This is a genomic window from Acinetobacter sp. YH01005, assembly GCF_013420465.1.
Taxonomy (GTDB): domain Bacteria; phylum Pseudomonadota; class Gammaproteobacteria; order Pseudomonadales; family Moraxellaceae; genus Acinetobacter; species Acinetobacter amyesii.
The window spans coordinates 64,223-88,543 of sequence record NZ_VOYA01000008.1; the positions used below are offsets into that span (position 1 = coordinate 64,223).

Below are 24,321 nucleotides of genomic sequence, written 5' to 3' on the forward strand. Positions count from 1 at the left end.
TGAATTGATACCTTAAACAATACGTGTTTATTCTACAGAAGCTTCTGCAGCTGCAATTGCTGCATCTTCCGCTGAGCTGTCTGCATTTTCTGAAATTTCTACACTTTCACCATCTGCATAAGCAAGTTCTTCACCTTCTGATTCAGCTTGCTCTAAATAAGCCGCAAGTTGTTCATCCGTTAATTCAGGTTCACCTTCAGACATCATTGCTTGTTCTTGTAATTGCGCTTGTTCTAAATTGCTCATCATACTTTGCATATTGAACATCAATGGAATCATAACCAATAAATAAACAATCATCAGGATCAGATACAGTGACCCAATGACTTTCTCTGTTTGTTCAGTTGGACGTTTAATACCATATTTATTTTCACCTTCAGTGCCTTTTGCAGCCATCACATAAATGCTAAAGATGGTACCGACCAGTGGGATGAGAAAAATTAAACAGAGCCAACCGCTTTTATTTAGATCATGTAAACGACGAATCGTAATGCAGATCATTGCGACAAACATTGCAACGATAGAAACGACAATCAGTGCGATCGCACTGAGTCCTAAAAACGAATTAAAAAGTGCTTCAATACTACGTTCTGCTGAATTGAAAAATGCAAAAAGTCCCAGTGCGACGCTGATGCCTAATAGGCAGGTATAAATCATACTAATGATAAATAACCACGCTAAATAGGACAGGCGGCCAAAACGTCCTTCAGGAGACAGGGGATGATCGGCTTTTTGAATTTGAGGCTGAATATTTTGATCTTGTTGAAACGGATTCAATTCGCTTGAAGTAAGTTCAGTCATTATTATTCCAATTTTAATTATCTAATTTATTTTCTATGCCCAAAAGGGCAGCATTATTGTATAGCGAAGTAAAAAAAGGTCAAATATTAGACATGGCTAAGTCATCAAATATTCCTTAGCCATGCTGCAATGTGGTCTGTTATTTATTTAATTTACGATACTCTTTAGGGCGCATTGGACGACTGGCTTTCCATAAACCTTTCTTTTGTTAACGTGCTTTGCTTTGTAAATTCATCATATAGTCCAAATGCTTTTGGTCACGGATGTATTCTTCGTATACCCACGCTGCACCACGTTTTACCATTTCTTCATTCATGCATTTACGATAGCGATAAATAACCCCAACGCAGCGGCCATAACGGTCTACATCAGTGATTTTTACGCGGACAAATTTCTTATAAACCATGGATTTGATCAGGCGTGCAGACTCTTTACCGTAAGCTTGTGTCGATTCTGGCGCATCCACATAAGCAAAGCGAAGTTTGGTTTTAGAACGTCTCAGATTCATCCGATAGCAGGTGAGGGTGTCGCCATCACTAATGTCGGATACACGGCAGAGGTAAGATTTTCCTTTCTTAAAAGGTTGAAAAAAATCCTTTAAGAAAATGGTGACTTTATAGAGAACATAGACTGTGATCAAGCACAGTACTGCACCTAAAGCCATGAGCCAATTCGCGGAGAGATTTGAAAGCATACATAATGATATGAACGAAGTCATATCGCATAAAAACAGGAATTTAGATTTTATAAGAACTCATGATTTATGGCTGTCGAATAAACCGACGGTCAGTTAAAAATACCTTAAATAATCAGCATTTGATCTATAAATATACAGCAAGTTTCATCACGCAGAATTAAATCTAAATCCATGTAAATAGCCTAAGCAAGCTGATATATCATCATAAAATAGCCTAAGCAAAAATTTTAGAAATTTGGCTTCGCAAAAAAACATGCCGTGAATTTAATTCCAAATCATTATGCCAATACATCCCTAGTTTAATTTTCGGCAAGTCTACAGGTACATCAAAAATATTCAGTTCGGGAGCAACCTGTAAATGCGTCAAAATATTTTGCGGAATCGTTAATATTGCCTTGGGTTGCTGTGCCAAAATTTGTAGCGCAGTAGAGTAATGCTGACAGCGTAAAAAAATCTCTCTAGAGTGTTTTTTACGATTTAAATAAATATCCTCGACTAATACACCTGCACGTCGTGAAGAAACCCCAATATGAGGAGCAGAAAGATAAATAGATTCATCCATCTTAGGATGTTGACTACAAACCACGAATTGGTCTTCAACCAAGGTTTGAAAATTTATTTTTTCACCAAAGTTTTGCTCAAGGTCAATCGCAAAATCGATTTGCTGTGCAGCAAGATCAGCCACAATGGTTTTACGGTCTAATTTAATACTGGAAAATTGGATCTGAAACTGCTGCTGTTGAAAGTGTTCAACTAACTTAGGAAAAATAATCGGTTCAATTTCATCATGTACCGCAATTTTTAGGCTCTGCACCATCGACGGAGTAAATTGTTGTTTTTGGATAGAAATGCTTTGAATCGCAATAAGCGCATTTTTAATTACTGGATAGATCTGCTCGGCAAATGGGGTCGGAAGCATTTTCGCCCCAGCACGTACAAATAAGTCATCTTGTAAATGTTGTCTTAAACGTTGAAGTGCATGACTCGCTGCAGACTGAGTAATACACAAAATTTGTGCTGCTTTTGAAATGCTTTTTTGTTCATAAATTGCGATATATAGTGGATATAAATTGATATCCATACGGTGGAAAACACCCATATCGATGACTGTGTTTTTATGAATACTATTCATGTTCATCTATTGAATTAAATCATTTTGTTCATATTAGATTTCAGGTTATGGTGTTGTAAAGCGTAAAGAACAGAATATTTAAAGGATGTTGTCATGTTTGAACTTTCAGCACGTGCACAAGATTATATTGAAAGAACAAAAAAATTTATTAAAGATGAAATTGAGCCTGTAGAAACTGAGTTTTGGGCAGAAGTTCATGAGCTGAACCAAGGTGGTGATTGGACCAAATGGCAATGGCCAGCACAGTTAGAGGTTTTAAAAGATAAAGCCAAAGCTGCAGGCTTATGGAATATGTTTTTACCTTGTCCTGAACTTGGGCAAGGCTTATCTGTACAAGAATATGCACAAATCGCAGAACTTTCAGGCCGTAGCTTACTTGCACCTACAGTATTCAATTGCAATGCACCTGACAGCGGCAATATGGAAGTGATTTGGCGTTATGGTACCGAAGAACAAAAGCAGCAATGGTTAACACCATTACTAGACGGCACAATCCGTTCAGTATTTTGTATGACAGAACCTGCTGTTGCTTCAAGTGATGCCACCAATATGGAAGCTACGGCTGTCGTTGAAGGCGACGAAATTGTATTGAATGGCCGTAAGTGGTGGTCTTCAGGTTTAGGTGATCCTAATGCCAAAATCATTATTTTTATGGCGCATACACCAGATGAAAGCAAAGACCGTCATCATCAGCATTCTATGGTTTTAGTACCTGTTGAAACTGCTGGAGTCAAAATAGAACGTATGCTTCCGGTCTTTGGCGACTATGATGCGCCACATGGACATGGTGAAATTAGCTTCACAAATGTTCGTGTTCCTGTTGCAAACTTCATTGGCGGCGCAGGTCAAGGTTTTGAAATTGCACAAGGTCGTTTAGGCCCAGGCCGTATTCATCATTGTATGCGTTGTATTGGTGCTGCCGAAAAATCGCTAGAACTGATGATTGACCGCGGTATGAGCCGTACTGCTTTTGGTAAAGAAATTTTAAAACTCGGTGGCAATTTAGAGCGTGTTGCAGAAGCACGTGTTGCGATCGATCAAGCACGTTTACTGACCCTCTATGCAGCATATAAAATGGATACTCTAGGGAATATGGCTGCATTAACCGAGATTTCGGCAATTAAAGTGGTTGCGCCAAGTGTCTTAGAAAAAGTCGTTGATATGGCGATTCAAATTCACGGTGGTGCTGGGGTTTCTCGAGATACACCGCTCACAGGTTTCTTTGCCCAAGCACGTTCACTGCGTCTAGCTGATGGCCCTGATGAAGTACATAAAGGCATGATTGCTAAATTAGAATTGGCTAAGCGCGGTTACAGCAGCCGTCGTAAAAAATAAACAAGTTGTAGTCACATATTTGGCATGGCAACCCCGAGTTGTCCATGCTATAAAACTATAGAAAATTATATTTTTATCATCATGATAGATTCAAGTTTAGGAAGAAAAGCATGTCAGTGATCGATGTAGGCGGTTCAGTTCGTGAGGGTGAAGAACTGGATGTACGTGCTGTAGGAAATTGGTTGATTGAACATGGCGTTGAAATAGAAGGGCCTGTAGAAGTCACTCAATATTCAGGTGGTGCGTCAAATTGGACTTATCGCTTAAAATACGACAATGCTGATTTAATTTTACGTCGTCCACCGAAAGGCACCAAAGCCAAGTCTGCACATGATATGGCACGTGAATATAATGTACAGAAGGCATTATCTGAATTTTATCCTGTGCTCCCTGAAATGGTGGCGCTATGTCAGGATGAATCAGTGATTGGCTGTGATTTCTACGTGATGAAGCGCGTAGAAGGTATCATTCCACGTGCAAACTTACCCAAAGAAATCAATTTTGATGAAACTCAAGTTCGAGCGTTGTGTACCAACGTCATCGATAAGTTAATTGAACTGCATCAAGTGCCTTATGAAGGCACAGCTTTAGAAAAAATAGGCAAGGGCGACGGGTACTGTCGTCGTCAAGTGGAAGGTTGGGACGCACGCTATGAAAAAGCCAAAACCTTAAATGTTCCTTCGTTTAAATATGTCCGTAATTGGCTCAAAGACAATATTCCTGCTGACTCTAAAACCTGTGTAATTCATAACGATTGGCGTTTTGATAACGTGATATTAGATCCAAATGACCCAACCCAAGTGATTGGCGTATTGGATTGGGAAATGGCAACACTGGGTGATCCATTGATGGACTTAGGTTCTGCTTTGGCGTATTGGGTTGAAAGTGGCGATAACGCAATTTTTAAAGCGACACGCCGTCAGCCGACCAACCTAAAAGGCATGTTTAGCCGTAAAGAAGTCGTTGAATATTATTTGGATAAAACTGGTCTTCAAACGGACAATTGGACCTTTTATGAAGTGTTCGGCATTTTCCGTTTAGCTGTAATTGCACAGCAAATTTATTACCGCTTTTACCACAAGCAAACCAATAATCCGGCATTCAAAGATTTTTGGATTGTGATCCATGCTTTACATATTCGTGCCTTAAAACTCATCGGTTTGCAAAAACTTGAAGCCAATGACGTGGCACAAAAATATATTGAAAAAATGAAGGATATTTTAGGGAAATGACCACGATATATTTAATTCGGCACGGTCAGGCTTCTTTTGGTGCAGAAAGCTATGACAAGCTTTCTCCCAATGGTGAGCTACAGGCTAAGGTGCTGGGACAGTATTTCGACCGTATTTTAAAAGAAAGTCCTTATGTAGTTGCGGGCTCCATGCAACGTCATCAACAAACAGCCAATCTTGCATTGGCTGAATGCTTTCCAGAAGCACAAGTTGATACAGATAACGCGTGGAATGAATTTAATCATCAGCAAGTTTTTGCTCAATATGAACCTCGATTTAACCAACCGCATTTATTAAAAGAAGATGTATCTAAGCATGAAAACCCACGTGCTTATTTATCGAAAATTTTTGAAGGCGCCATTGAGCGTTGGACAGGTGGAGAATTTCATCATGAATATGATGAATCTTGGCCACATTTTAAAAGTCGAGTCGAAACAGCGCTAGAAAAGTTATGCACTCAACTGGCTGAAACCAAACCACGCTATGCTGTTGTGTTTAGTTCAGGTGGAGTGATCTCCGTTGCCGTAGGTAAAATTTTAGGGCTGAGTCCAGAAAAAACATTTGCACTCAATTGGGCCATTGCCAATACCAGTATGACAACACTGCGTTTAGTCGGAAATGAACCGCAATTACTCAGTTTAAATGAACATCATTTTATAAAAGCAGTTGATCCAAATTTATTAACTTGGATCTAAGATAAACAAAGGAATTATCATGGCTAAAACAATTTTAATTACAGGTGCAAGCTCAGGGATTGGTGCAGGAATGGCACGCGAGTTTGCACAAAAAGGCTACAACTTAGCCATTTGCGCACGTCGTTTAGAGCGTCTAGAAACGCTAAAAAATGAACTGGAAAGCCAATATGGCATCAAAGTGATTGCGAAAACCCTCGATGTCACAAATTACGATCAAGTGTTTGAAGTATTCCGTGCCTTTAAAGCAGATTTTGGCAGTATTGATCGTGTTATTGTCAACGCAGGTGTCGGTGAAGGTCGTCGTATTGGTAAAGGCAATTTTGAAATTAACCGTGCCACAGTTGAAACTAACTTTATCTCTGCATTAGCGCAATGTGAAGCTGCGGTTGAAATTTTCCGTAGCCAAAATGCAGGGCATTTGGTGGTGATTTCTTCGATGAGTGCTATGCGCGGCATGCCTAAACATTTAACGGCTTATGGTGCGAGTAAAGCAGGTGTTGCTGCTCTAGCTGAAGGTATTCGTGCAGAACTGATTGATACCCCAATTAAAGTGACGACTATTTTCCCTGGTTATATTCGTACAGAGATCAATGAAGGTGCGAAAAAACTGCCATTTGAAGTCGATGAAAAAACTGGTTCACATCTTTTAGCAAAAGCCATTGAGAAAGCACCGGTTAAAGCTTATGTACCACAATGGCCCTGGTTGCCTTTAGGTCTTGCAATGAAAGTATTGCCGTTGAAAATTGTGAATAAATTGGGTTAAACCTTTATTCAATAATAAAGCTCCAATTTTGGGGCTTTTTTATTCTCAAATGATCTTCACCTTCCTCTGTAGGTTAAAAAGGAATACATAAAACCTGTGATCAAAAGACATTAAAAGCAGCCGATTTTGCAAAGAAAAATTGGAGTAATTACTCAGATTATTTATAAATAAGATATTGAAAATAAATAAAATGTTGAATATTTGAACAGACGATGATTTGTTCTCAAAATAGCGATTTCCTTTTTTTTAATTTGCTTTAATGTACAACTGTTCATTAATTTTTAGGTTTGTACTATGTCTATGTCTTCCGATATGACAGATCAACAGCGAATTAACAAAGTCAGAACTGTCGTAACGAAAGCTGGTGAAGACTTACGTCAGCAATATCCCATTTTAAAACATCAAAACTTTATAGGCGCAGCCATCCTTATTTTTGCGCTACTGGGAATGTTGGGTTCAGCTTGGGCCTTTGCTGTTGGCATTTTACCGGCATGGGCTTGTGTGATTTTAGTGGCGATGTTTGCTTCACTGACACATGAATTAGAACATGACCTGATTCATTATATGTATTTTAAAAAGACGCCGTGGGCTCACCATCTCATGTTGGCCTTGGTTTGGTTAGCACGTCCGAATACTATTAGTCCTTGGGCACGTCGTCGTTTGCACCTCAATCATCATAAGTATTCAGGTTCAGAATACGATTTGGAAGAACGGGGCATTAGTAATGGCATGCCGTGGGGTTTACGTCGTATATTGGTCATTAGCGATCAATTGATGACGGTTTATTTGCGCCCATTTCAAATGTTCAAGATGATTAGGATATTCATTGAAAAACAACCTGAAAAAGAACGTAAAACGGCATTGTTCTCTCAATTGACTGGATTTTTCCCTTTAAGTTTTGTTTATTACGGCATTTGGTATGTATTTGTCATTTATCATGTGGTGAATGGTATTGCTCCAATGTTAGGACAAAGTATTAGTTGGTCAGTCAATTTAGTGAAATTAATTCCAACGATTAATTTTCTAGCTGTGATTTGGATTATTCCGAACTTTATACGTTCTTTCTGCTTACAATTTATCAGCTCAAATATGCATTATTATGGCGATATTGACCCACGCGATGTCATTAAACAAACTCAGGTGTTAAATCCGTGGTGGTTGTTCCCAATGCAATTATTTTGCTTTAACTTTGGTTCGACCCATGCCATCCACCATTTTGTGGTCAAAGAGCCGTTTTATATTCGTCATCTAACCGCAAAAACTGCACACCAAGTCATGCGTGAGGTTGGTGTACGTTTCAATGATTTTGGAACCTTTAAACGCATAAATCGCTGGAATTAAATCAGTACTAGCTTCAAAAAAAGCCCTCAATTGAGGGCTTTTTTATGATCTAAACGTTTATAAACTACTTTTGCGCAAAAAAATGCTTGAGCGCATCTTGCAAGGCAACTTGCCATACCGCGTAGGAATGTCCGCCGATATACGATTTGTAATGTACATCATGACCTTTATTTTTTAAGTCGGCTGCAACAATAGGCGAAGTCTCTAAAATACTCAGTCCATTATTATTGCGTGAGCTTTCATAACTATTAGCAGTAATAAACCAATGCTGTTTAGGTTGCGAGGTTTTATCACGAATGATTTTACTCATGCCATTGGGGAGGTCTGTCGCTGTATTTTGCCACCAAAATGATCCAGATAACGGCACGACATGACTAATTTGATTTGGATTTTCTAAGGCTAAATAAGCTGAACTTAAACCACCAAGGCTTGACCCGAGCAATACCGTTTTTTTCGAATCGACTTTTGCAGGTGCATTTTTTTGAATCCAAGGCATCAGTTCATCACTAAAAAAAGCTGAAAATTTTGCATTGGGTGTTAATTCTTTCGGTCGTTCCTGATCGTTCGGTGGAGACACAAATATGGCTTGAATTGGTGGCAATTGACCTTGTTCGACTAATATATCTAATGCTTTTGGAACATTCAGCAACTCATTATATTGCTGACCATCAAAAAATATAGCAGTGATATAGCTCTGGTTTTTCTTGGCTTTAGATTGGTAAATTTGGATTTTACGTGAGTTATTCAAAATTGTGCTGTGTAGAACAAACTCTTGTAATTGGGGCTGTTTCACATTTGGATATTGTTTTGGATCAATAAATGGTGGGGCATCTTTAAGAGCCAAAAAATTTTCATTACGCAAGCCTGATGTGTCATCACTTGCGAGATAAGTTTTTTCATTGAAAGGATCAATTCGTTGCATCTGTATCACAGCACGACGCTGCGTTCTTGATTCTTTAAGTTTTGGATTCAGATGCGGACAATAATTTGACAGATAGCCTTCTAAGTTTGGTAAGTCGACAGCAAAGCTATAACTGCCAATGTAACGATGATCAATAATCGATTCTTTAAACCAAATATCGGTATTCGGTAGGCGTGTCAACCATTCATGGTCATTACTTGGGCCACCAATAAGACGAACATTATGCTGTGCACCTTTCCATAAGAAAACTATGCGGCTATGTTGTTCATCATAGTTTTCGATGATTGGTGTACCCATAAGCTCTACACGTTTCCAAAAATCTTCAAGAATTTGAGCATGTTGTTTTGGATTTTGATTTAACTGATGTTGTAGGTTTAATAATATTTGGCTTTGCGCCTTGACATCTTCACATGCAGCAGCATAGGGGAAATGTTTTTTTTCTATTGTATCGGTTAAAGCGGGTGAATTTTGAGTTTGGGCAAAAGCAGAAGAAACAGCAACGCTCATAGAGCAAGCTAAAAAAAGTGGGGAAAGTTTTTTCATTGAAATAATAAAATAGGTAGGATGAAAACCAATAAATGATAATCATTATTAATATAAAAAACTAGCAATATGCCGTAAAATGATGTTTTTAACAAAAGAAAATGTAGAAAAATAACAATAGAGTCAATGCTTTGTTTTATAAACTATTTAAAATAATGCAGTCGACAAGCTTTAAATCATTGCCCTAATATTATGCTACTTAAAGTATCAACACTGCTGCTGTTACCTGCATTACTGATCCAAGGTTACCGTGTGAAAAAAAATACCCCACGTTTAGCAGAACCGATGGGAGAACGTTGTGGGATGAGTGGTGAGGGTAATCGACCATTATCGCTATTAATACTAGGTGATTCAGCAGCAGCAGGTGTCGGCGTCGAGCATCAGTCGGATGCGTTATTGGGACAATTGCTTAAAATTTTATCGCCTGATTATCAAGTTCACTATTGCATTGAAGCCACAACGGGACATAACAGCCAGCAAATTATCAATGCTTTGGATAATGTCGCAAAGCAGAACTTTGATGTCGTGATCAGTTCTGTTGGTGTCAATGATGTCACAGCATTAAAACAACCAGACCAGTGGTTGAAGCTCCAGCAGCGCTTATATCAAGCTGTTGAGGAAAAGTTTCATCCACAGCTATTGATCATTTCAGGTGTGCCACCAATGGATGAGTTTCCAGCTTTACCGTTTCCATTGTCATGGCTGTTTGGACAATATTCAAAGAAGATGAATGCGCTGTTAAAAAATTATGTTAATACTCAAGCGAATATGCGGTTAATTCAATACGATTTACACGAGTATCGTGAAAAAAAACTAAAAATGGCCAAAGACGGCTTTCACCCGAGTAAAGAAATTTATCAGTTATGGGCTGAAATAATAGCGAAACACATCACTGAAGAATTTTCATAGACAATAATGATTCAAACACTGGGCGAAGTTAAATCTACATGAGCAAAGATATTTCCGACGCAAATCCGCAAATCGAAACGCATCCTTTAGCGCCATTTTTGCCAGCAAATGGGAAACTCTTGATGCTAGGGAGTTTTCCGCCACCTAAAACACGCTGGAAGATGGATTTTTATTATCCAAATTTTCAAAATGACATGTGGAAGATCTTTGGCCTATGTTTTTTTCAGGATAAAAATCATTTTCTCAATCTAGATAACAAAACTTTTAAAGAACAGCTCATTCGAGATTTTTTAAATGAAACAGGCATAGGCATTTTTGATACGGCCTATCAAGTGATTCGTTTGAAAGGTAATGCATCAGACAAGTTTTTACAGATCCATCAGCCAACCAATATTACGAAGCTGCTTCAAAAAATGCCGAATTGTCACAGTATTATGACGACGGGAGACAAGGCGACTGATACTTTGATGCTCTCGATGCCAGAAAATACGGAAAAACCACACATTGGGCATGCTGTTCATACCGAATTTGCAGGCAGAGATTTGACTTTATACCGTATGCCATCATCATCTAGAGCTTATCCACTAGCACTGGAAAAAAAATCTGAAGCCTACCAAAGCTTATTCAAAGATATAGGCTTACTTTAGGGAAGTTTACGTTATTGTGAGATACCTTGAAATATATATCTCATTTAAACAGGCAAACATTCAATGATTAAAACGTGGCATCTTAATAAGGGATAAACACCAATTCCTTAGCCATCATATTCAACATAATCCCAAAGGTTTAAACGCGCTTTAATTTCTTTGCGAATATTCGGCAGCATAGGTAGTAAAGTGCCATCGATCCATAAACTCAATGTCTGAGATGAAACTTTTTTGTTTACATCATCTACAATTTGCGCGCCTTTCACGATCACCAAAGTTTCTTCGCTAGCTGCAGTTTCAATGCCTTTAAATAAAAGCTGTAATTCATGACCTGTATCTTGAATTAACCATTCCAACTCAATTTGAATATTGTGATTAGATTTAAGCACAGCTTGACCTTCAATCATTTCATTGTCAGATAAGCAGTCATGCTCAACTCGAACTTTCGACAAAAACCATTCTTGGTGACCCAGTTCGGGAAGTGTCGTAAAAGGCGTTAAAATATCACTTAAATTAAATTGGCGGCTTAAATCAAAAAATTGCATTAGAAAACTTTAGGAGGAGATAAAACAAAATAAGAGGTGGATGTTAAAGCATCATCAAGTGTGAGTAAAACCTTTGCTTTTATTGAGATATTTTATGTATAAATAACATTCAATCTATCTAAATTAAGTCTAAGATAAATGAATTGCGAAAATAATATACACATAAATGATGTGCGCAGCCCTATAGATTTAAAAGATCCAATCGAAGCTAAACAATGGGCCGCTGAAGTCAATCTTAAACGTCCGTGGCGTTATGACATCTTTCAAATGTATGTCGACTCTATTTTGGCTTTAAACCCGAATGCGCACGTGCTTGAACTCGGTTCAGGTCTAGGCTATTTTGCTGAATTTTTAATCAATCATTGTCCAAATATAGATTACACAGCATTTGATTTTTCCGAAGCTATGCATGACTTGGCAAAAGAAAAACTAAGTGCAGCGCAACGCTTAAAATGTAATTTTATAACAGGGGATTTCAAACAATCTAATTGGGAAGAGTCACTTCAGTTTAATCAAAACAGCACCTTTGATGTGATTATTATTCATCAGGCCTTACATGAATTGAGACATAAGGCGTATGCAGCAGAGTTTCATCGGACTGTAAAAACGTTGTTAAATACACAAGGCGTGTATTTTGTATGTGATCATTTATATGCACCACATGCACAGCAAAATCATGAGTTGTATATGTCAGTTGAGGAACATTTAGCCGCGCTGAAAGCAGCCAAATATGGGCAAGTGGAATTTCTTGGCGAAATCAATGGCTTGGTTGTTTTCAAAAGCCAGCACTCATATTAACGAGACTGACTAAGACCGTTTTTGACTTGATCGAACTTATCAGATTATTTCAATAAATAGCCTCGACGAGGGCAATTCAATCATTTATCAGTACGTTGTCATTACATCATCCATTCAATCGGGAGGTATGACACTGCTTTTATACTAAATCGTTGGAATCGAGTTGTTTCAGGTTCATGGGTATAGGTTTTGGTTTTTCCATTTTTTTGATGCTCTAACCAAATGATTTCGCCGTTTTCATCCAGTTTTAATTCATACGCAATTTGCGGTAAATATTGGTTTAATGCGGCAGAAATATCGTTTTGTAATCGATCAGACTTAACGACAAGGCCAACTTCCGAATTTAAATTTGCGGAACGTGGATCAAAGTTAAATGATCCAATAAACACCATTCCGTCGATATCGAAAAATTTTGCATGCAAACTAGAGGCATTTTTGCCTTTTGCAGGGATGATATTTCCAGTTATGACCTCATACCATGTGCGTTTTGAACGCTCTATATAAGATTTAAATTCATATAGTTTCACGCCATTTTCAAGTAAATCTTTGCGATATTTTTGATAAAACGCATGAACGACAGCGACGTCATTGGCTAAAAATGAATTGGTTAACACACGGACTTCTACATTTTTGCCTGCAAGACCCGTCAAAAAGTCAGTTCCTTGTTGCGTGGGAACAAAATAAGCTGAAACCAATTCCATACGTTCCTTGGGCTGTCCCATCAAAGTAGAAAATTGGTTATAAATTAATTCTTGCTCTTTAGCCTCACCACGAATTTTATTCGGACTATCCGCAATGAAATGTGCTTCGGCCCAATTCACCGGTATTAGTTTAAGCTGAGCCGCCAGTTGTTGCTGTGCATAGTTAATGCGCTGTTGATCTTTAGTCAACGTTGTAGAGTTTTCTTGGTATTGTTGTCTTAATTGACTTAATTCTTCTTTTGTACCTGCACCAATCCATTGCTGAACAGAATAACTTAAATCATCATTCCAAAAGTTCAAAAACACCTGATTGGCTTGTTGAATAGCTTCGCCATAGAAAAGGATATCCAAATCTGTAAATTGAAAACTTTCACTGGCATCAAAATATTCATTACTGATGTTACGACCACCAGTTACGCCCATAAAACCATCGGCAATAATTAATTTATTATGCATACGCTGGTTAATGTGCTTTAAGCGAAATGCATAATCAATGACACGTAAATTTCTGAATTTATAGGGATTAAACAGTTTGATTGAAATGTTGGGATGAGCTGAAAGGGATTGTAAGGTCGGATCGAGTTTCGTCCCGTTTTGATCATCAATTAGTAGCCTGACTGTTACCCCACGGTCAGCGGCATGCAGTAATTCTCGAAACATCAGATGCCCAATAGCATCATTTCCCCAAATGTAATATTGCAAATCGATGGTGTATTTTGCATTTCGAATTAAATGTAGGCGAGAAGCAATGCTTAAGAAAGCATCATCTAAGGCTAAATAAGCCGTTTGTTTTTGTTTTAATTTTTCAAAATCCGTAGCAGACGTAATCCATTTTTCTGCATGTGATTGTATAGGGACATCTTTTTTTGACTGATTGCTAGGTAAGCTGCATCCAGTTAATAGGCTGATCGAAACAGTTAAACCGACAGTACAACTTATTTCACGTAATTGTATCATTCGAATAGCATTAATCATTCCTTGAAAAATTCATCATAACATCATGTTTTAAGGTTGTATTTAGGCTTAAAAAGAGGTTACTGTAACTCATCTGTTAATATAAGCCATACAGGATGTTTTTAGACATGAAATCACGTGCAGCCGTTGCTTTTGGACCGGGTCAGCCTTTAGAAATTGTAGAAATTGATGTGGCACCACCGAAAGCAGGTGAGGTTTTAGTCAAAATTAGCCATACAGGTGTGTGTCATACAGATGCATTTACATTGTCAGGTGATGATCCTGAAGGTGTATTTCCAGCTATTTTAGGGCATGAAGGTGCAGGTGTTGTGGTTGAAGTCGGTGAAGGTGTGACTTCAGTGCAACCGGGTGATCATGTTATTCCGCTTTATACTGCAGAATGTGGTGAATGTTTATTCTGTAAATCGGGTAAAACGAATCTTTGTGTATCTGTTCGAGCAACACAAGGGAAAGGTTTAATGCCAGATGGTACAACACGTTTTTCGTATAATGGTCAGCCGATTTATCACTATATGGGCTGTTCAACATTCTCTGAATATACTGTGGTTGCAGAAGTGTCTTTGGCAAAAATTAACCCTGAAGCGAACCATGAACATGTATGTTTGTTGGGTTGCGGTGTAACAACAGGCCTTGGTGCAGTTAAAAATACCGCTAAAGTTCAGGAAGGTGACTCAGTTGCAGTCTTTGGTTTAGGTGGTATTGGTTTGGCTGTGGTACAAGGTGCTAAAAAACCAAAGCAGGTCGTATCATTGCGGTAGATACCAATCCTGACAAATTCAAACTGGCTAAAGAATTTGGCGCTACAGATTTTGTTAATCCAAAAGATTATGATCGTCCAGTTCAAGAAGTGATTGTAGAAATGACCGGCTGGGGCGTTGACCATTCATTTGAATGTATTGGCAATACCAAGGTGATGCGCTCTGCTTTGGAATGTGCTCACCGTGGTTGGGGGCAATCTGTGATTATTGGTGTGGCAGGTGGAGGTCAAGAAATTTCAACCCGTCCATTCCAATTGGTTACAGGTCGTACTTGGAAAGGCACTGCTTTCGGTGGTGTTAAAGGTCGTTCACAATTACCGGGTATGGTAGAAGAAGCCATGTCAGGCGAGATCAAACTTGAACCATTCGTGACCCATACCATGGGGCTGGATAAAATCAATGAAGCCTTTGATTTAATGCATGAAGGTAAATCAATTCGCTCTGTTGTACATTTTGAAGATTAAACATTGATTTAAATATTTTTGATTAAACGACTAATCATTTAAATATTAATGCGTTAATTTTCACTTTTTTAAAAACTAGGCTTTGGCCTAGTTTTTTTTATTTGTGTCGTTATAACAAATCAAAACGTCAAATTAGGATTTGCAAAAAGTGACAGATTGTTAGACATAAAATGATAAAAAATGCCAAATGATAGATTTTGTCCCGAATTCACATGGTGGAAAATTAGCACTAAACATAAGGTATGCATAATTTAAAAACAAATGTATATTAATACATTGTCCGAGGCAAAAAATGACAACTACAAGTTACAAGCCTGAGTGGATTCGGGAAGATTTTATTGATTTTATTGCAGAAAAATTTGATGCAATTTGGGCCTACAAACGTATAAAAGCACAATTGGTTAAATCACGTTGTGTGGGGATCGGGTTTTATGAACTGAGTTTTTTAGCGAATCACAACTTTAAAGCAGAAAATTATCGACCAGGCCAATGTGTTCTGGTGACAGTTGTAAAGGATGGTGTACGGCATCAACGTAGCTATAGCATCGTCGAAATCAATACATCTGGTCATGTAGTAATCGCAGTCAAACAACAAGGCAAAGTGTCCAACTGCTTAACTCATTCAAAAAAAGGTGAGGTTGTTGAATTATCGCAACCGCAAGGTGAGTTTGGCTTAAAGCTAAATTCGGATCGACCAATTTTGCTGCTTGCTTCTGGTAGTGGCATTACCTCAATCATGGCTTTGTTTAAACAAGCAATTCAGCTTGGGCGTACGGTTGACCTGATTTATTTCAATCGAGATGATGCTTATTTGGATGAATTGATTCAACTGGCGAAGCAATCTAACCATGCACATTTACATGGGATTAATACGCTGAAAACCAAATTGCATATCACACCAGAGGTGCTAAATCACATGGTCCCTGATTTTAAGCAGCGAGATTGCTATGCCTGTGGTGCAGCGCCAATGATGCAAAGCATTGAGCAACTGTATCGTGAGTTCAAGCTTTCAGATTATTTATACACTGAATATTTTCAAATGATTGCTGATGATTCAGTACCTGCTCAACCTGTCACTTTTAGTTTAGCCCAGCAAGATTTTTTAGCAGAAGGTAACTTACTTGAAAGTGCTGAAAAAGCCGGTTTAAAACCTGCGCATGGCTGTCGGATGGGTATTTGTAATACTTGTTCGTGTACCAAATTACAGGGTTCGGTGAAAAACTTACTCACTGGCGAAATCGATCATGCGAATAACACACAAATCAAATTATGTGTCTCTCAGGCCATTTCACCTGTACGTATTCAACTCTAACCCAAGCCGCATAAAAACAAATCAAGGGCATCATCATGAATCAATCGATATATATTCGTCCGAATAGTAAGTCACGTTATTTATCTCCAGAACAAACTGCTGAATTTGGCGAAAAAGTTGAGCAAATTCGCCGTGAAATCATGCAAAGTGTAGGTGAAAAAGATGCAGCGTATATTTATAAAATTCGCAATTTTGTCCGTTATAGCGAGATTGCTTCTCGTGGCATGTTGATGTTTGCAGGTTGGATTCCACCGGTTTGGTTAATGGGTACAGGTTTATTGGGTATTTCTAAAATCGTAGAGAACATGGAACTCGGACACAATGTGATGCATGGTCAGTTTGATTGGTTAAATGACCCAAGCTTAAATGGTGCTAATTATGATTGGGATACCATCGCCACGGGCCAAGACTGGAAATATACCCATAACTATGTGCATCACACCTATACCAATATTGTCGGTATGGACCATGATGTCGGCTATGGCTTAATCCGTGTGAGTGAATCACAAAAGTGGGAGCCACGTTTCCTTTTTAATATTCCACTGGCTGCCCAACTCATGGTTTTCTTTGAGTGGTATGTCGGCATTCAACGTTTACATTTAGAAGATGTTATTGCGTATAAAACCAAAACTTGGAAAGATGTATGGCATGAAGCGGCCGATGTACGTCAGAAAATTAAGCGCCAAGTGATTAAAGATTATGTATTTTTCCCGCTTATTGCAGGTCCCAATGCGATTCCGGTATTTGCAGGAAATGCTGTAGCCAACGTGATTCGTAGCTTATGGGCTTCCGCTGTCATCTTTAATGGCCATTTTACAGAAGATGCGGAAAACTTTGAGATGGATAATACCGAAAATGAAACTCGAGCAGAGTGGTATCTCCGTCAAATTCGTGGCTCAAGTAATTTTAGTGGAACACAATGGTTGCATATACTCAGTGGTAATTTGAGTCACCAAATTGAACACCATTTATTTCCAGATATGCCTGCAAACCGCTATGCAGAAGCTGCACCTAAAATTAAAGCACTTTGTGAAGAATATGGTATTCACTATAACGAAGCCAGTTTTATAAAACAGTTTGCCAGCGTTTGGGTTCGCCTCGCGAAATGCTCAGTGCCGAATGACTGGAGAGCCGAGCTCAAGGAACGCTCAGCATCACTTCAGCAGCGTCTTAAACAAAAAATCATGAAGAAAATCGGGTGTTAAAATACAGTATTGTTTAGCAATATTGCCCTTAATGCTTCCAATGGATGATTTCTAAAGCATTAAATTCGCCAAAGTAGCGTTCATCTACTTTGGCTTTTTTAGATATATCTAGTGAGCAAGAGTTATTCAACTAATTGCACGCTACTCTGAATGCCACAAGATTCTACAAAATATGCATCATGTGAAACGAGGATCACCGCACCTGTATAATGCTGAATGGCTTGAGCCAATAACGCTCTAGACTCTATATCTAAGTGGTTTTCAGGTTCATCTAACAATAAAAGCTCAATATTCGATGTTAAATAATTTAAGCCCAACAAGGTCGCTTTTAAACGTTCACCACCACTTAAACAGTGAAATGGTAGTTCCGCTTTTTGACCGCGGATTCTAAGTTGACCGAGTTGATTACGCCATTCCGTTGAGGAAACCTCAGGATTAAACTTTGCTAGATTGTCTAAAACACTCAATTCAGGTGATAAATCACTCAAGTTTTGGTCTAAATACAGGGTATGCACAGACAAAAATAATTCATGGCTAGACTGTGATGTGATCTGACTCAGATATTTTAGAAATGTAGATTTACCAATACCATTTTTTCCTTTTAAATGAATTTTTTCACCTGCCTGTAAGGCCAAATCGAAAGGAAGGTGCTGAGATGTTTTGCGATGAAAATGTTTAACTCTTAAAATTTCTCCTGTTTTTTCAGCGTGATGTTGAAAAACGAATTTCTGCTCTTTGACATGTTCAAGTAGTTGCTGTGACTGAATCAGTTGAGATCTCTTTTCTTCCAATTGCTTCTGCTGTTGCGTTTGAACTGTCGCGAGGCTTTGACCGGCTTGTTCTTTTTTAAAATCGAGTAATACTTTGGCTTGGGAGCCTGACTTGCGTAGTGCATGACCTTGTTGTTCTCGTTTTTGCGCGTTCATCTGTGTTTTGTGTTGCTGTGATTTGAGTTGTTTTAACTCACGCTGATGCTGTAAAACATTACGCTGTAAGGCTTTATTTTGCAGATCATTTTGTTGAACGTAGTCTTCATAGTTGCCAGTAACATGACTGAGTCCAAACTCATTTAAAGCATAAATATGCTCTACATGTTGCAGCAACTCTCGATCATGACTGACAACACATGCACCGGCAGGATGGTTTTTTAAGCGATCAATGAGCCATATACGTGAAGATGCATCTAAATGATTACTAGGTTCATCCAAAAGTAAATAATGGCCAGTTTTTAAAAATAATGCACACAAAGCCAATTTGGTTTTTTGACCTTCACTCAGCTGAGCGACTGGGAAATTTAAATCTGTTGGAAGTGAAGCCTGCTTAAGTTGTTGCTGCCATAGTGCAGGACGGTGCCATTGGTTTTCAGTCAGCTCAAAGTCTTCAAAACTGGCATTGCCTATTTCGATACGTTGAAATGCGTTATATAAATCTTCCACACCGAGTGCAGAAGCAATCGTGTCAGCTTCTAGTCGAGAAAATTGTGATAAATAAGCATGTGGTACATTCCATAAAATTTCACCTTCATAGGGGAGATCTTTCAGATTTTGCTCATGTAAGATTTTAAGGAGGCAGGACTTTCCTAAACCATTGCGACCAATACATGCCGAAAGCTGTTGTTGATTGAGGTTAAATTTCAGGTTTTTAAAAAGTGTTTTAGAAGGAAATTCCAAGCTTAGTTTGGAAATTGTACAAGCTGTTTGAGTCATAGATGCACCTTGCGATAGCAAAGATGCGCAATACAAATAACTAATTTTATTCTATAAAAAAGACAATATTTGAGAAAATGCAGTCGAAGTCATTAGCCATGTGTTTGCACATCAAAAAATGGATTTGATGATGAAAAAAACAGGGCTTACTTCATTGGCAAATACTCGAATTAAAAATAAATGGAAAAAATCTTAAGACAGCCTAATGTTGTGCAGTCTAATAAATGTTTATTTATTAATCAATACATCAAATTTTAAAAATAGGTCGCAATTATTTACAGCAGAGTTATTTAATACAACAAAATAGCAAAAAACTATTGTCAAACCGATGAATACAGCGTATTTTAATTTTCAGACAGATACTTTTTGATGAAATCAAGATGTTAAAGCAACCTTTAATCTCAAACGCATATTATTACTTCTGGCAGTTTAGATAATTGCCTGAACGCGTTCGGGCATGAAAAAGGTTGCCCACCAAGTTTATACCTGATCGGCAACCCTGATCAGGTTTTTTTATGTCTTGATTTTTATAATATTTTTGGAGAAATCTCATGTTTACAGTAAATAATTCATATTTTAGCAACGGTTATTGGTTTTACTTTAGTCAGTCTATGTCTAAAGCCTTGAAGTCCCAAAGTCCCATAACGCTCAGATAAAAGATCGGACTGTTAATGTATACAGTCCAAAGGAATAGAACCAATGAATGCGCTAAATACAGCTTTACAACAAACTCAAAATTCAGAAATTCAGAAATCTACACAGCCAAAAGAAACGCTTTTGAGCTTGCCTCATCAACTGAAAAAACAATTACCCTTATCAGTTCATGCTGCTGAACAAATTGCTGCACATCGTGCAACGATTCAAAATATTTTGACGGGTCAAGACCCGCGCCTAATGATTATTACAGGTCCATGTTCAATTCATGATCCAATTGCTGCTTTGGAATATGCTGAAAAATTAAAACAATTACAGGCACAGGTTTCAGATCAAATTTTTCTTGTGATGCGCGCATACATTGAAAAACCACGAACTACAGTGGGCTGGAAAGGCTATATGTATGACCCAAGTTTAGATGGTTCATCTAATATGCAATTGGGCTTAGAAAAATCACGTGAGCTGTACTTACAAATTATTGAAATGGGTTTGCCAATTGCCTCTGAAATTTTAAGCCCAATGGCGACAGGTTATTTTGATGACCTATTGGCGTGGGGTGCAATCGGTGCGCGTACCAGCGAATCACAAATTCATCGTGAAATCTCAAGTCATATGCCATACAGCATCGGTTTCAAAAACGGAACAGATGGTTCAATCCAAATTGCACTAGATGCCATTCAATCTGCTTCGCATCCACACCAGTTCTTAGGTATGAGCCAAGCCGGCTTACCGTGTATTTTAGAATCCGTTGGCAACCCGCAAGCACATTTGATTTTACGTGGTTCCAATACAGGTCCAAATTATAGTTTGGCTGAAATAGACAAAATTCGCAGCAAAGTAAAAGGCGATTTACCGGCTTTAGTCATCGATTGTAGTCATGGCAATAGCCATAAAGACCCAATGAAGCAACCTGAAGTATTACGTACAATTGTGGCGGAGCGTGAGCATACCCAAGTGCGTGGTGTGATGTTAGAAAGTCATTTAGTGGATGGTAATCAAAAAATTAGTTGTGACATGACTTATGGTCAATCTGTAACAGATGGATGCTTAGGTTGGGACAAAACCATTGATTTAATTCAACAGGTTGCGAATGAACTTCGTGCATCACAAATCAAACGTAGTGCTTAACAATCCAGAGCATACTCAGTCTGAATTAATGTAGCCCAAAGCCTTAGAATATTGATTGTTCTAAGGCTTTTATTTTGAAATTTACTTTATTGTAAACTGTGATGTAAAAATTGAAATATGGCCCATATTTTAAAATATATACTGATAATTCAGTGTCTTATGTTTGAGTGAGTCACACTTTTTATGCACAATAATGTCTAAGCCCAATACAGCGCCAGAAATAATGACAATCTGTGCTTGGGTGTTTGAAATTTTATATTGGGGAAGTTGATGTACACTGCTGAATTGCTGGAAGAAGCACGCCGTTTTATGTTCCACATGTTAACAAAAGTAGTTGAATATGGTGGTTCTGATTTATTTATTACGGCAGATTTTCCACCAAGTATTAAACATCAAGGCATGATGAAACCCTTTGGGCAGCAAGCGCTTGATGCTGAGAAAACAAAGCTTTTCGCCTATAGTTTGATGAATGAGAAGCAGCGCAAAGAATTTGAGAAAGAATTAGAATGTAACTTTGCGATTAGTGTGCCAAACGTTTCGCGTTTTCGTGTCAATGTATTTCAGCAACAGTTACATGTAGGTATGGTCATTCGTACCATTACCGCAGAAATTCCAAATTTTGAAAAGCTTAAATTACCGGCTTCGCTTAAGCACGTGATTATGGAAAAACGTGGTTTGGTTTTAGTGGTTGGAGGTACAGGTTCAGGAAAATCAACCTCTTTAGCGGCGCTGATTGATTATCGAAATGAAAACAGCGCAGGGCATATCATCACTGTTGAAGACCCAGTGGAATATGTGCATAAGCATAAAAAATCCATGATTACACATCGTGAAGTCGGTGTAGACAGTCATTCGTGGCATAACGCTTTAAAAAATACCTTGCGACAAGCACCAGACGTGATTTTAATTGGTGAAATTCGTGACACCGAGACTATGGAACATGCAATTGCCTTTGCTGAAACAGGACATTTATGTTTAGGTACGCTACATTCAAATAACGCCAATCAAACCCTAGATCGAATCATTAACTTCTTCCCAGAAGAGCGAAGAAATCAATTGCTTATGGATTTATCGAGCAATATGAAAGCGATTGTTTCTCAGCGATTAATCCGGACTGAAGATGGCAAAGGACGCCGTGCAGCCGTTGAAATTATGTTAAATACGCCGCTCATTTCAGATTTGATTTTGAAAGGTGAGTTTCATGAACTAAAAGCGATTATGGCAAAATCTCGTGAACTTGGGATGCAAACTTTCGACCAAGCTTTATTTGATTTATATAATGACGGCGCTATTTCTTATGAAGAAGCTTTAAGAAATGCCGATTCAACTAATGAATTACGTTTGCAAATTAAACTGAAAAGTTCACGTGCAAATGGTACTTCAGCGGCTGCGCAATCTTTTAGTATGGTTGAAGAAAAGAAAGAAGAACCTGAAAGTACCGAAGCTTCGGAAGAAATATAAGCTGCATATTCATGCAAATATTATATAAGGCAATTTAGCCATCTTATTGAAATAAAAAAATCAGCCTGAGGGCTGATTTTTTAGATATTATAAATATTTACAGACCAGCTTCGTATTGTTCGCTGGTCAATAAAGCATCTATATCAGCCATATTGTCTGGTTTAATTTTATAAATCCAACCTTTGCTATAAGGTGCATCATTTACAAAATCAGGATCATCTTCAAGGTCCGGATTGACTTCAACAACCACACCAGAAACTGGAGCATGAATATCAGAAGCAGTTTTTACCGACTCAACCACACCCGCTTGTTCGCCAGCTGTGATATGTTGACCCACATCTGGTGCTTCAACATAAACTAAATCACCCAATGCGTCTTGTGCATGATCAGAAATGCCTGTAACAACAAGGTCACCTTCAATTCGCACCCATTCATGTGTACTTGCGTACTTTAAATCTGAAGGATGATTCATTGATAACTCCTTAAATCCATTAAATTCATTTTTGGCATGAGTTATACATGCTTTTTACGTAAAACAAAAGACTTATAAGTACGGATCTTTACGCCAATTGCTTGGGCTACGACCACTCCAGCGTTTAAATGCACGGCTGAAATTGGCAACATCGCTATAGCCCAATTCATCAGCAATTTGCTCTAAGGTAAAGTCAGTCCGTGATAGAAGCGAAGTAGCATGGCGGTAGCGAACTTCGTCGACCAAAGTTGAAAATGAAGTCCCTTCAGCAGCAAGTTGGCGTTTAAGGGTTCGATCGGACATGTGTAGCCGTTCAGCAACACTTTCGATACTTAAATAGTGCTGCTCGGAGTTGGTTAAAATGTCACGAACGCGCATGGCAATACGGTGACGTTCGCCCAAAGCGGAGAGTTCAGCTTCACATTGATTAATCGCGATTTGACTGGCAATCGGGTCTGCATGGACCAATTTATTGGTTAAATATTGGTTATCAAAACTGAGTAAAAGGTGTGGCTGATCAAATCTAAATTGGTGCCGTGGATATTTGGCAATAAACCGCTCAAAACCTTCAGGTTGAGGGAAATCAAAATCAATTTCACCAGCAGAATAATCCACACCGGTAATTGCTTTGCCCATGCTGATCATGCCAAAAATTAAGGCAATTGAAATCTCAGTACGTAAAGGCTCTATCGTAACGTCGGTTTGTAGTTGAACAGTCGCTTTGGTTCCAAAAGTCGAGAAAAAAAGCTGTAAAAAGGGCATGCGTAACTGAATAAAACGGTTTGCCAAGACTAAGGCATCGGTTATGTCCTTCGCCGTCATGATGGCATAGCCAATAAAACCATGAATCGAGATGCGCATTTGGTTGCCTAAATGAAAACCTAATGTTGGCTCACCAGTTAAACGTAGTGCGTGCTCTACCAATTGATTGGCGATGGGTGTTGGAATACGGAAATCTGGTTCAGCCAATTGTTCGCTGTTTAATCCGAAGGGACTAAATAATGTTTCTGCAGTGTAGCCCCATCGAGAGACCACATCTAAAAGGAGCAATCCATACACTCCGGGAATACCCTGATCCTGACGGGAATTAATTGTTTTCATAGCGTTCCGTTGCAATGCGGGTTT

Annotated in this window: 20 protein-coding genes and 2 pseudogenes; 13 read left to right on the plus strand and 9 right to left on the minus strand. The window is 38.5% G+C overall.

Annotation, left to right across the window (positions count from 1 at the left end):
* Positions 1-27: 27 nt before the first annotated feature.
* The 3 genes and pseudogenes from FTT72_RS07520 to FTT72_RS07530 all read right to left on the minus strand — a co-directional run bounded on the left by FTT72_RS07520 (position 28) and on the right by FTT72_RS07530 (position 2,630).
* Complete coding sequence (locus FTT72_RS07520) at positions 28-801, minus strand: DUF805 domain-containing protein (RefSeq protein WP_180021740.1); 774 nt, start codon at positions 799-801, stop codon at positions 28-30.
* 211 nt (positions 802-1,012) lie between these two features.
* A pseudogene (locus tag FTT72_RS07525) lies at positions 1,013-1,495 on the minus strand (thermonuclease family protein); the annotation flags it as partial.
* A 217-nt stretch (positions 1,496-1,712) separates the two neighbouring features.
* Positions 1,713-2,630, minus strand: coding sequence for a LysR family transcriptional regulator (locus FTT72_RS07530; RefSeq protein ID WP_180059601.1), 918 nt, complete (start codon positions 2,628-2,630; stop codon positions 1,713-1,715).
* A 93-nt stretch (positions 2,631-2,723) separates the two neighbouring features.
* Between FTT72_RS07530 and FTT72_RS07535 the strand changes: the two genes are divergently transcribed.
* The 5 genes from FTT72_RS07535 (at position 2,724) to FTT72_RS07555 (ending at position 7,996) form a co-directional block, all read left to right on the plus strand.
* Complete coding sequence (locus FTT72_RS07535) at positions 2,724-3,965, plus strand: acyl-CoA dehydrogenase family protein (protein WP_180178128.1); 1,242 nt, start codon at positions 2,724-2,726, stop codon at positions 3,963-3,965.
* A gap of 110 nt (positions 3,966-4,075) precedes the next feature.
* Positions 4,076-5,197 (plus strand): phosphotransferase family protein, encoded by a 1,122-nt coding sequence (locus FTT72_RS07540; RefSeq protein WP_180073901.1) that lies wholly within the window; start codon positions 4,076-4,078, stop codon positions 5,195-5,197.
* Positions 5,194-5,892, plus strand: a complete 699-nt coding sequence (locus FTT72_RS07545) for a histidine phosphatase family protein (protein ID WP_078193820.1) — start codon at positions 5,194-5,196, stop codon at positions 5,890-5,892. The genes FTT72_RS07540 and FTT72_RS07545 overlap by 4 nt, the downstream gene beginning before the upstream one ends.
* Before the next feature lie 19 nt (positions 5,893-5,911).
* Entirely contained in the window at positions 5,912-6,655 is a 744-nt protein-coding gene (locus FTT72_RS07550; protein ID WP_078193819.1) for an SDR family oxidoreductase, read from the plus strand.
* A gap of 294 nt (positions 6,656-6,949) precedes the next feature.
* On the plus strand, positions 6,950-7,996 hold the full coding sequence (locus tag FTT72_RS07555) for a fatty acid desaturase (protein ID WP_180178129.1): 1,047 nt from the start codon (positions 6,950-6,952) through the stop codon (positions 7,994-7,996).
* A gap of 64 nt (positions 7,997-8,060) precedes the next feature.
* Here the strand turns inward: FTT72_RS07555 and FTT72_RS07560 are convergent, their stop codons facing one another.
* A complete protein-coding gene (locus FTT72_RS07560) occupies positions 8,061-9,425 on the minus strand; it encodes an alpha/beta hydrolase-fold protein (protein ID WP_180178130.1) in 1,365 nt (454 codons plus the stop codon).
* A gap of 228 nt (positions 9,426-9,653) precedes the next feature.
* Between FTT72_RS07560 and FTT72_RS07565 the strand changes: the two genes are divergently transcribed.
* Together FTT72_RS07565 and FTT72_RS07570 are read left to right on the plus strand one after the other, a co-directional pair.
* The gene (locus FTT72_RS07565; RefSeq protein WP_180178131.1) at positions 9,654-10,370 is read left to right on the plus strand and encodes an SGNH/GDSL hydrolase family protein; all 717 of its coding nucleotides are present in this window, start codon (positions 9,654-9,656) and stop codon (positions 10,368-10,370) included.
* A 38-nt stretch (positions 10,371-10,408) separates the two neighbouring features.
* Positions 10,409-11,017 carry a uracil-DNA glycosylase family protein gene (locus FTT72_RS07570; protein ID WP_180178132.1) on the plus strand — a complete coding sequence of 203 codons (609 nt, stop codon included), beginning with the start codon at positions 10,409-10,411 and terminating at the stop codon, positions 11,015-11,017.
* A 107-nt stretch (positions 11,018-11,124) separates the two neighbouring features.
* Here the strand turns inward: FTT72_RS07570 and FTT72_RS07575 are convergent, their stop codons facing one another.
* Positions 11,125-11,562 carry a hypothetical protein gene (locus FTT72_RS07575; protein WP_180178133.1) on the minus strand — a complete coding sequence of 146 codons (438 nt, stop codon included), beginning with the start codon at positions 11,560-11,562 and terminating at the stop codon, positions 11,125-11,127.
* A 138-nt stretch (positions 11,563-11,700) separates the two neighbouring features.
* On the opposite strand from FTT72_RS07575, the gene FTT72_RS07580 reads away from it, so the two are divergent.
* A complete protein-coding gene (locus tag FTT72_RS07580) occupies positions 11,701-12,360 on the plus strand; it encodes a class I SAM-dependent methyltransferase (RefSeq protein ID WP_218953478.1) in 660 nt (219 codons plus the stop codon).
* 101 nt (positions 12,361-12,461) lie between these two features.
* Here the strand turns inward: FTT72_RS07580 and FTT72_RS07585 are convergent, their stop codons facing one another.
* On the minus strand, positions 12,462-14,018 hold the full coding sequence (locus tag FTT72_RS07585; protein ID WP_180178134.1) for a phospholipase D family protein: 1,557 nt from the start codon (positions 14,016-14,018) through the stop codon (positions 12,462-12,464).
* 125 nt (positions 14,019-14,143) lie between these two features.
* Here FTT72_RS07585 and FTT72_RS07590 point away from each other — a divergent pair.
* The 3 genes and pseudogenes from FTT72_RS07590 to FTT72_RS07600 all read left to right on the plus strand — a co-directional run bounded on the left by FTT72_RS07590 (position 14,144) and on the right by FTT72_RS07600 (position 17,775).
* Positions 14,144-15,258: pseudogene (locus tag FTT72_RS07590) on the plus strand (S-(hydroxymethyl)glutathione dehydrogenase/class III alcohol dehydrogenase).
* 292 nt (positions 15,259-15,550) lie between these two features.
* Positions 15,551-16,570, plus strand: a complete 1,020-nt coding sequence (locus tag FTT72_RS07595) for a flavin reductase family protein (RefSeq protein WP_180178135.1) — start codon at positions 15,551-15,553, stop codon at positions 16,568-16,570.
* A 35-nt stretch (positions 16,571-16,605) separates the two neighbouring features.
* Positions 16,606-17,775: an acyl-CoA desaturase gene (locus FTT72_RS07600; RefSeq protein ID WP_180178136.1), complete on the plus strand. Its 1,170-nt coding sequence runs from the start codon at positions 16,606-16,608 to the stop codon at positions 17,773-17,775.
* A gap of 122 nt (positions 17,776-17,897) precedes the next feature.
* Here FTT72_RS07600 and FTT72_RS07605 read toward each other — a convergent pair whose 3' ends face one another.
* Positions 17,898-19,481, minus strand: coding sequence for an ATP-binding cassette domain-containing protein (locus FTT72_RS07605; protein WP_180178137.1), 1,584 nt, complete (start codon positions 19,479-19,481; stop codon positions 17,898-17,900).
* Between the two features lie 699 nt (positions 19,482-20,180).
* Between FTT72_RS07605 and FTT72_RS07610 the strand changes: the two genes are divergently transcribed.
* Both FTT72_RS07610 and FTT72_RS07615 read left to right on the plus strand, forming a co-directional pair.
* Positions 20,181-21,263, plus strand: a complete 1,083-nt coding sequence (locus FTT72_RS07610) for a 3-deoxy-7-phosphoheptulonate synthase (RefSeq protein WP_180178138.1) — start codon at positions 20,181-20,183, stop codon at positions 21,261-21,263.
* Positions 21,264-21,533: 270 nt separating this feature from the next.
* Positions 21,534-22,724, plus strand: a complete 1,191-nt coding sequence (locus tag FTT72_RS07615) for a PilT/PilU family type 4a pilus ATPase (protein WP_180021768.1) — start codon at positions 21,534-21,536, stop codon at positions 22,722-22,724.
* 97 nt (positions 22,725-22,821) lie between these two features.
* Here FTT72_RS07615 and gcvH read toward each other — a convergent pair whose 3' ends face one another.
* Both gcvH and FTT72_RS07625 read right to left on the minus strand, forming a co-directional pair.
* Positions 22,822-23,196 (minus strand): glycine cleavage system protein GcvH, encoded by a 375-nt coding sequence (gene gcvH, locus FTT72_RS07620; protein WP_180117366.1) that lies wholly within the window; start codon positions 23,194-23,196, stop codon positions 22,822-22,824.
* Positions 23,197-23,268: 72 nt separating this feature from the next.
* A complete protein-coding gene (locus FTT72_RS07625; protein ID WP_180178139.1) occupies positions 23,269-24,297 on the minus strand; it encodes an AraC family transcriptional regulator in 1,029 nt (342 codons plus the stop codon).
* Positions 24,298-24,321 lie beyond the last annotated feature (24 nt).

Coding starts and splice junctions, on each gene's coding strand:
- FTT72_RS07550 (WP_078193819.1), top strand. CDS start 5,912: ATGGCTAAAACAATTTTAATTACAGGTGCAAGCTCAGGGATTGGTGCA.
- FTT72_RS07595 (WP_180178135.1), top strand. CDS start 15,551: ATGACAACTACAAGTTACAAGCCTGAGTGGATTCGGGAAGATTTTATT.
- gcvH (WP_180117366.1), bottom strand. CDS start 23,196: ATGAATCATCCTTCAGATTTAAAGTACGCAAGTACACATGAATGGGTG.
- FTT72_RS07540 (WP_180073901.1), top strand. CDS start 4,076: ATGTCAGTGATCGATGTAGGCGGTTCAGTTCGTGAGGGTGAAGAACTG.
- FTT72_RS07615 (WP_180021768.1), top strand. CDS start 21,534: ATGTACACTGCTGAATTGCTGGAAGAAGCACGCCGTTTTATGTTCCAC.
- FTT72_RS07545 (WP_078193820.1), top strand. CDS start 5,194: ATGACCACGATATATTTAATTCGGCACGGTCAGGCTTCTTTTGGTGCA.
- FTT72_RS07520 (WP_180021740.1), bottom strand. CDS start 801: ATGACTGAACTTACTTCAAGCGAATTGAATCCGTTTCAACAAGATCAA.
- FTT72_RS07575 (WP_180178133.1), bottom strand. CDS start 11,562: ATGCAATTTTTTGATTTAAGCCGCCAATTTAATTTAAGTGATATTTTA.
- FTT72_RS07570 (WP_180178132.1), top strand. CDS start 10,409: ATGAGCAAAGATATTTCCGACGCAAATCCGCAAATCGAAACGCATCCT.
- FTT72_RS07555 (WP_180178129.1), top strand. CDS start 6,950: ATGTCTATGTCTTCCGATATGACAGATCAACAGCGAATTAACAAAGTC.
- FTT72_RS07605 (WP_180178137.1), bottom strand. CDS start 19,481: ATGACTCAAACAGCTTGTACAATTTCCAAACTAAGCTTGGAATTTCCT.
- FTT72_RS07560 (WP_180178130.1), bottom strand. CDS start 9,425: ATGAGCGTTGCTGTTTCTTCTGCTTTTGCCCAAACTCAAAATTCACCC.
- FTT72_RS07565 (WP_180178131.1), top strand. CDS start 9,654: ATGCTACTTAAAGTATCAACACTGCTGCTGTTACCTGCATTACTGATC.
- FTT72_RS07610 (WP_180178138.1), top strand. CDS start 20,181: ATGAATGCGCTAAATACAGCTTTACAACAAACTCAAAATTCAGAAATT.
- FTT72_RS07530 (WP_180059601.1), bottom strand. CDS start 2,630: ATGAATAGTATTCATAAAAACACAGTCATCGATATGGGTGTTTTCCAC.
- FTT72_RS07535 (WP_180178128.1), top strand. CDS start 2,724: ATGTTTGAACTTTCAGCACGTGCACAAGATTATATTGAAAGAACAAAA.
- FTT72_RS07600 (WP_180178136.1), top strand. CDS start 16,606: ATGAATCAATCGATATATATTCGTCCGAATAGTAAGTCACGTTATTTA.
- FTT72_RS07625 (WP_180178139.1), bottom strand. CDS start 24,297: ATGAAAACAATTAATTCCCGTCAGGATCAGGGTATTCCCGGAGTGTAT.
- FTT72_RS07585 (WP_180178134.1), bottom strand. CDS start 14,018: ATGATACAATTACGTGAAATAAGTTGTACTGTCGGTTTAACTGTTTCG.
- FTT72_RS07580 (WP_218953478.1), top strand. CDS start 11,701: ATGAATTGCGAAAATAATATACACATAAATGATGTGCGCAGCCCTATA.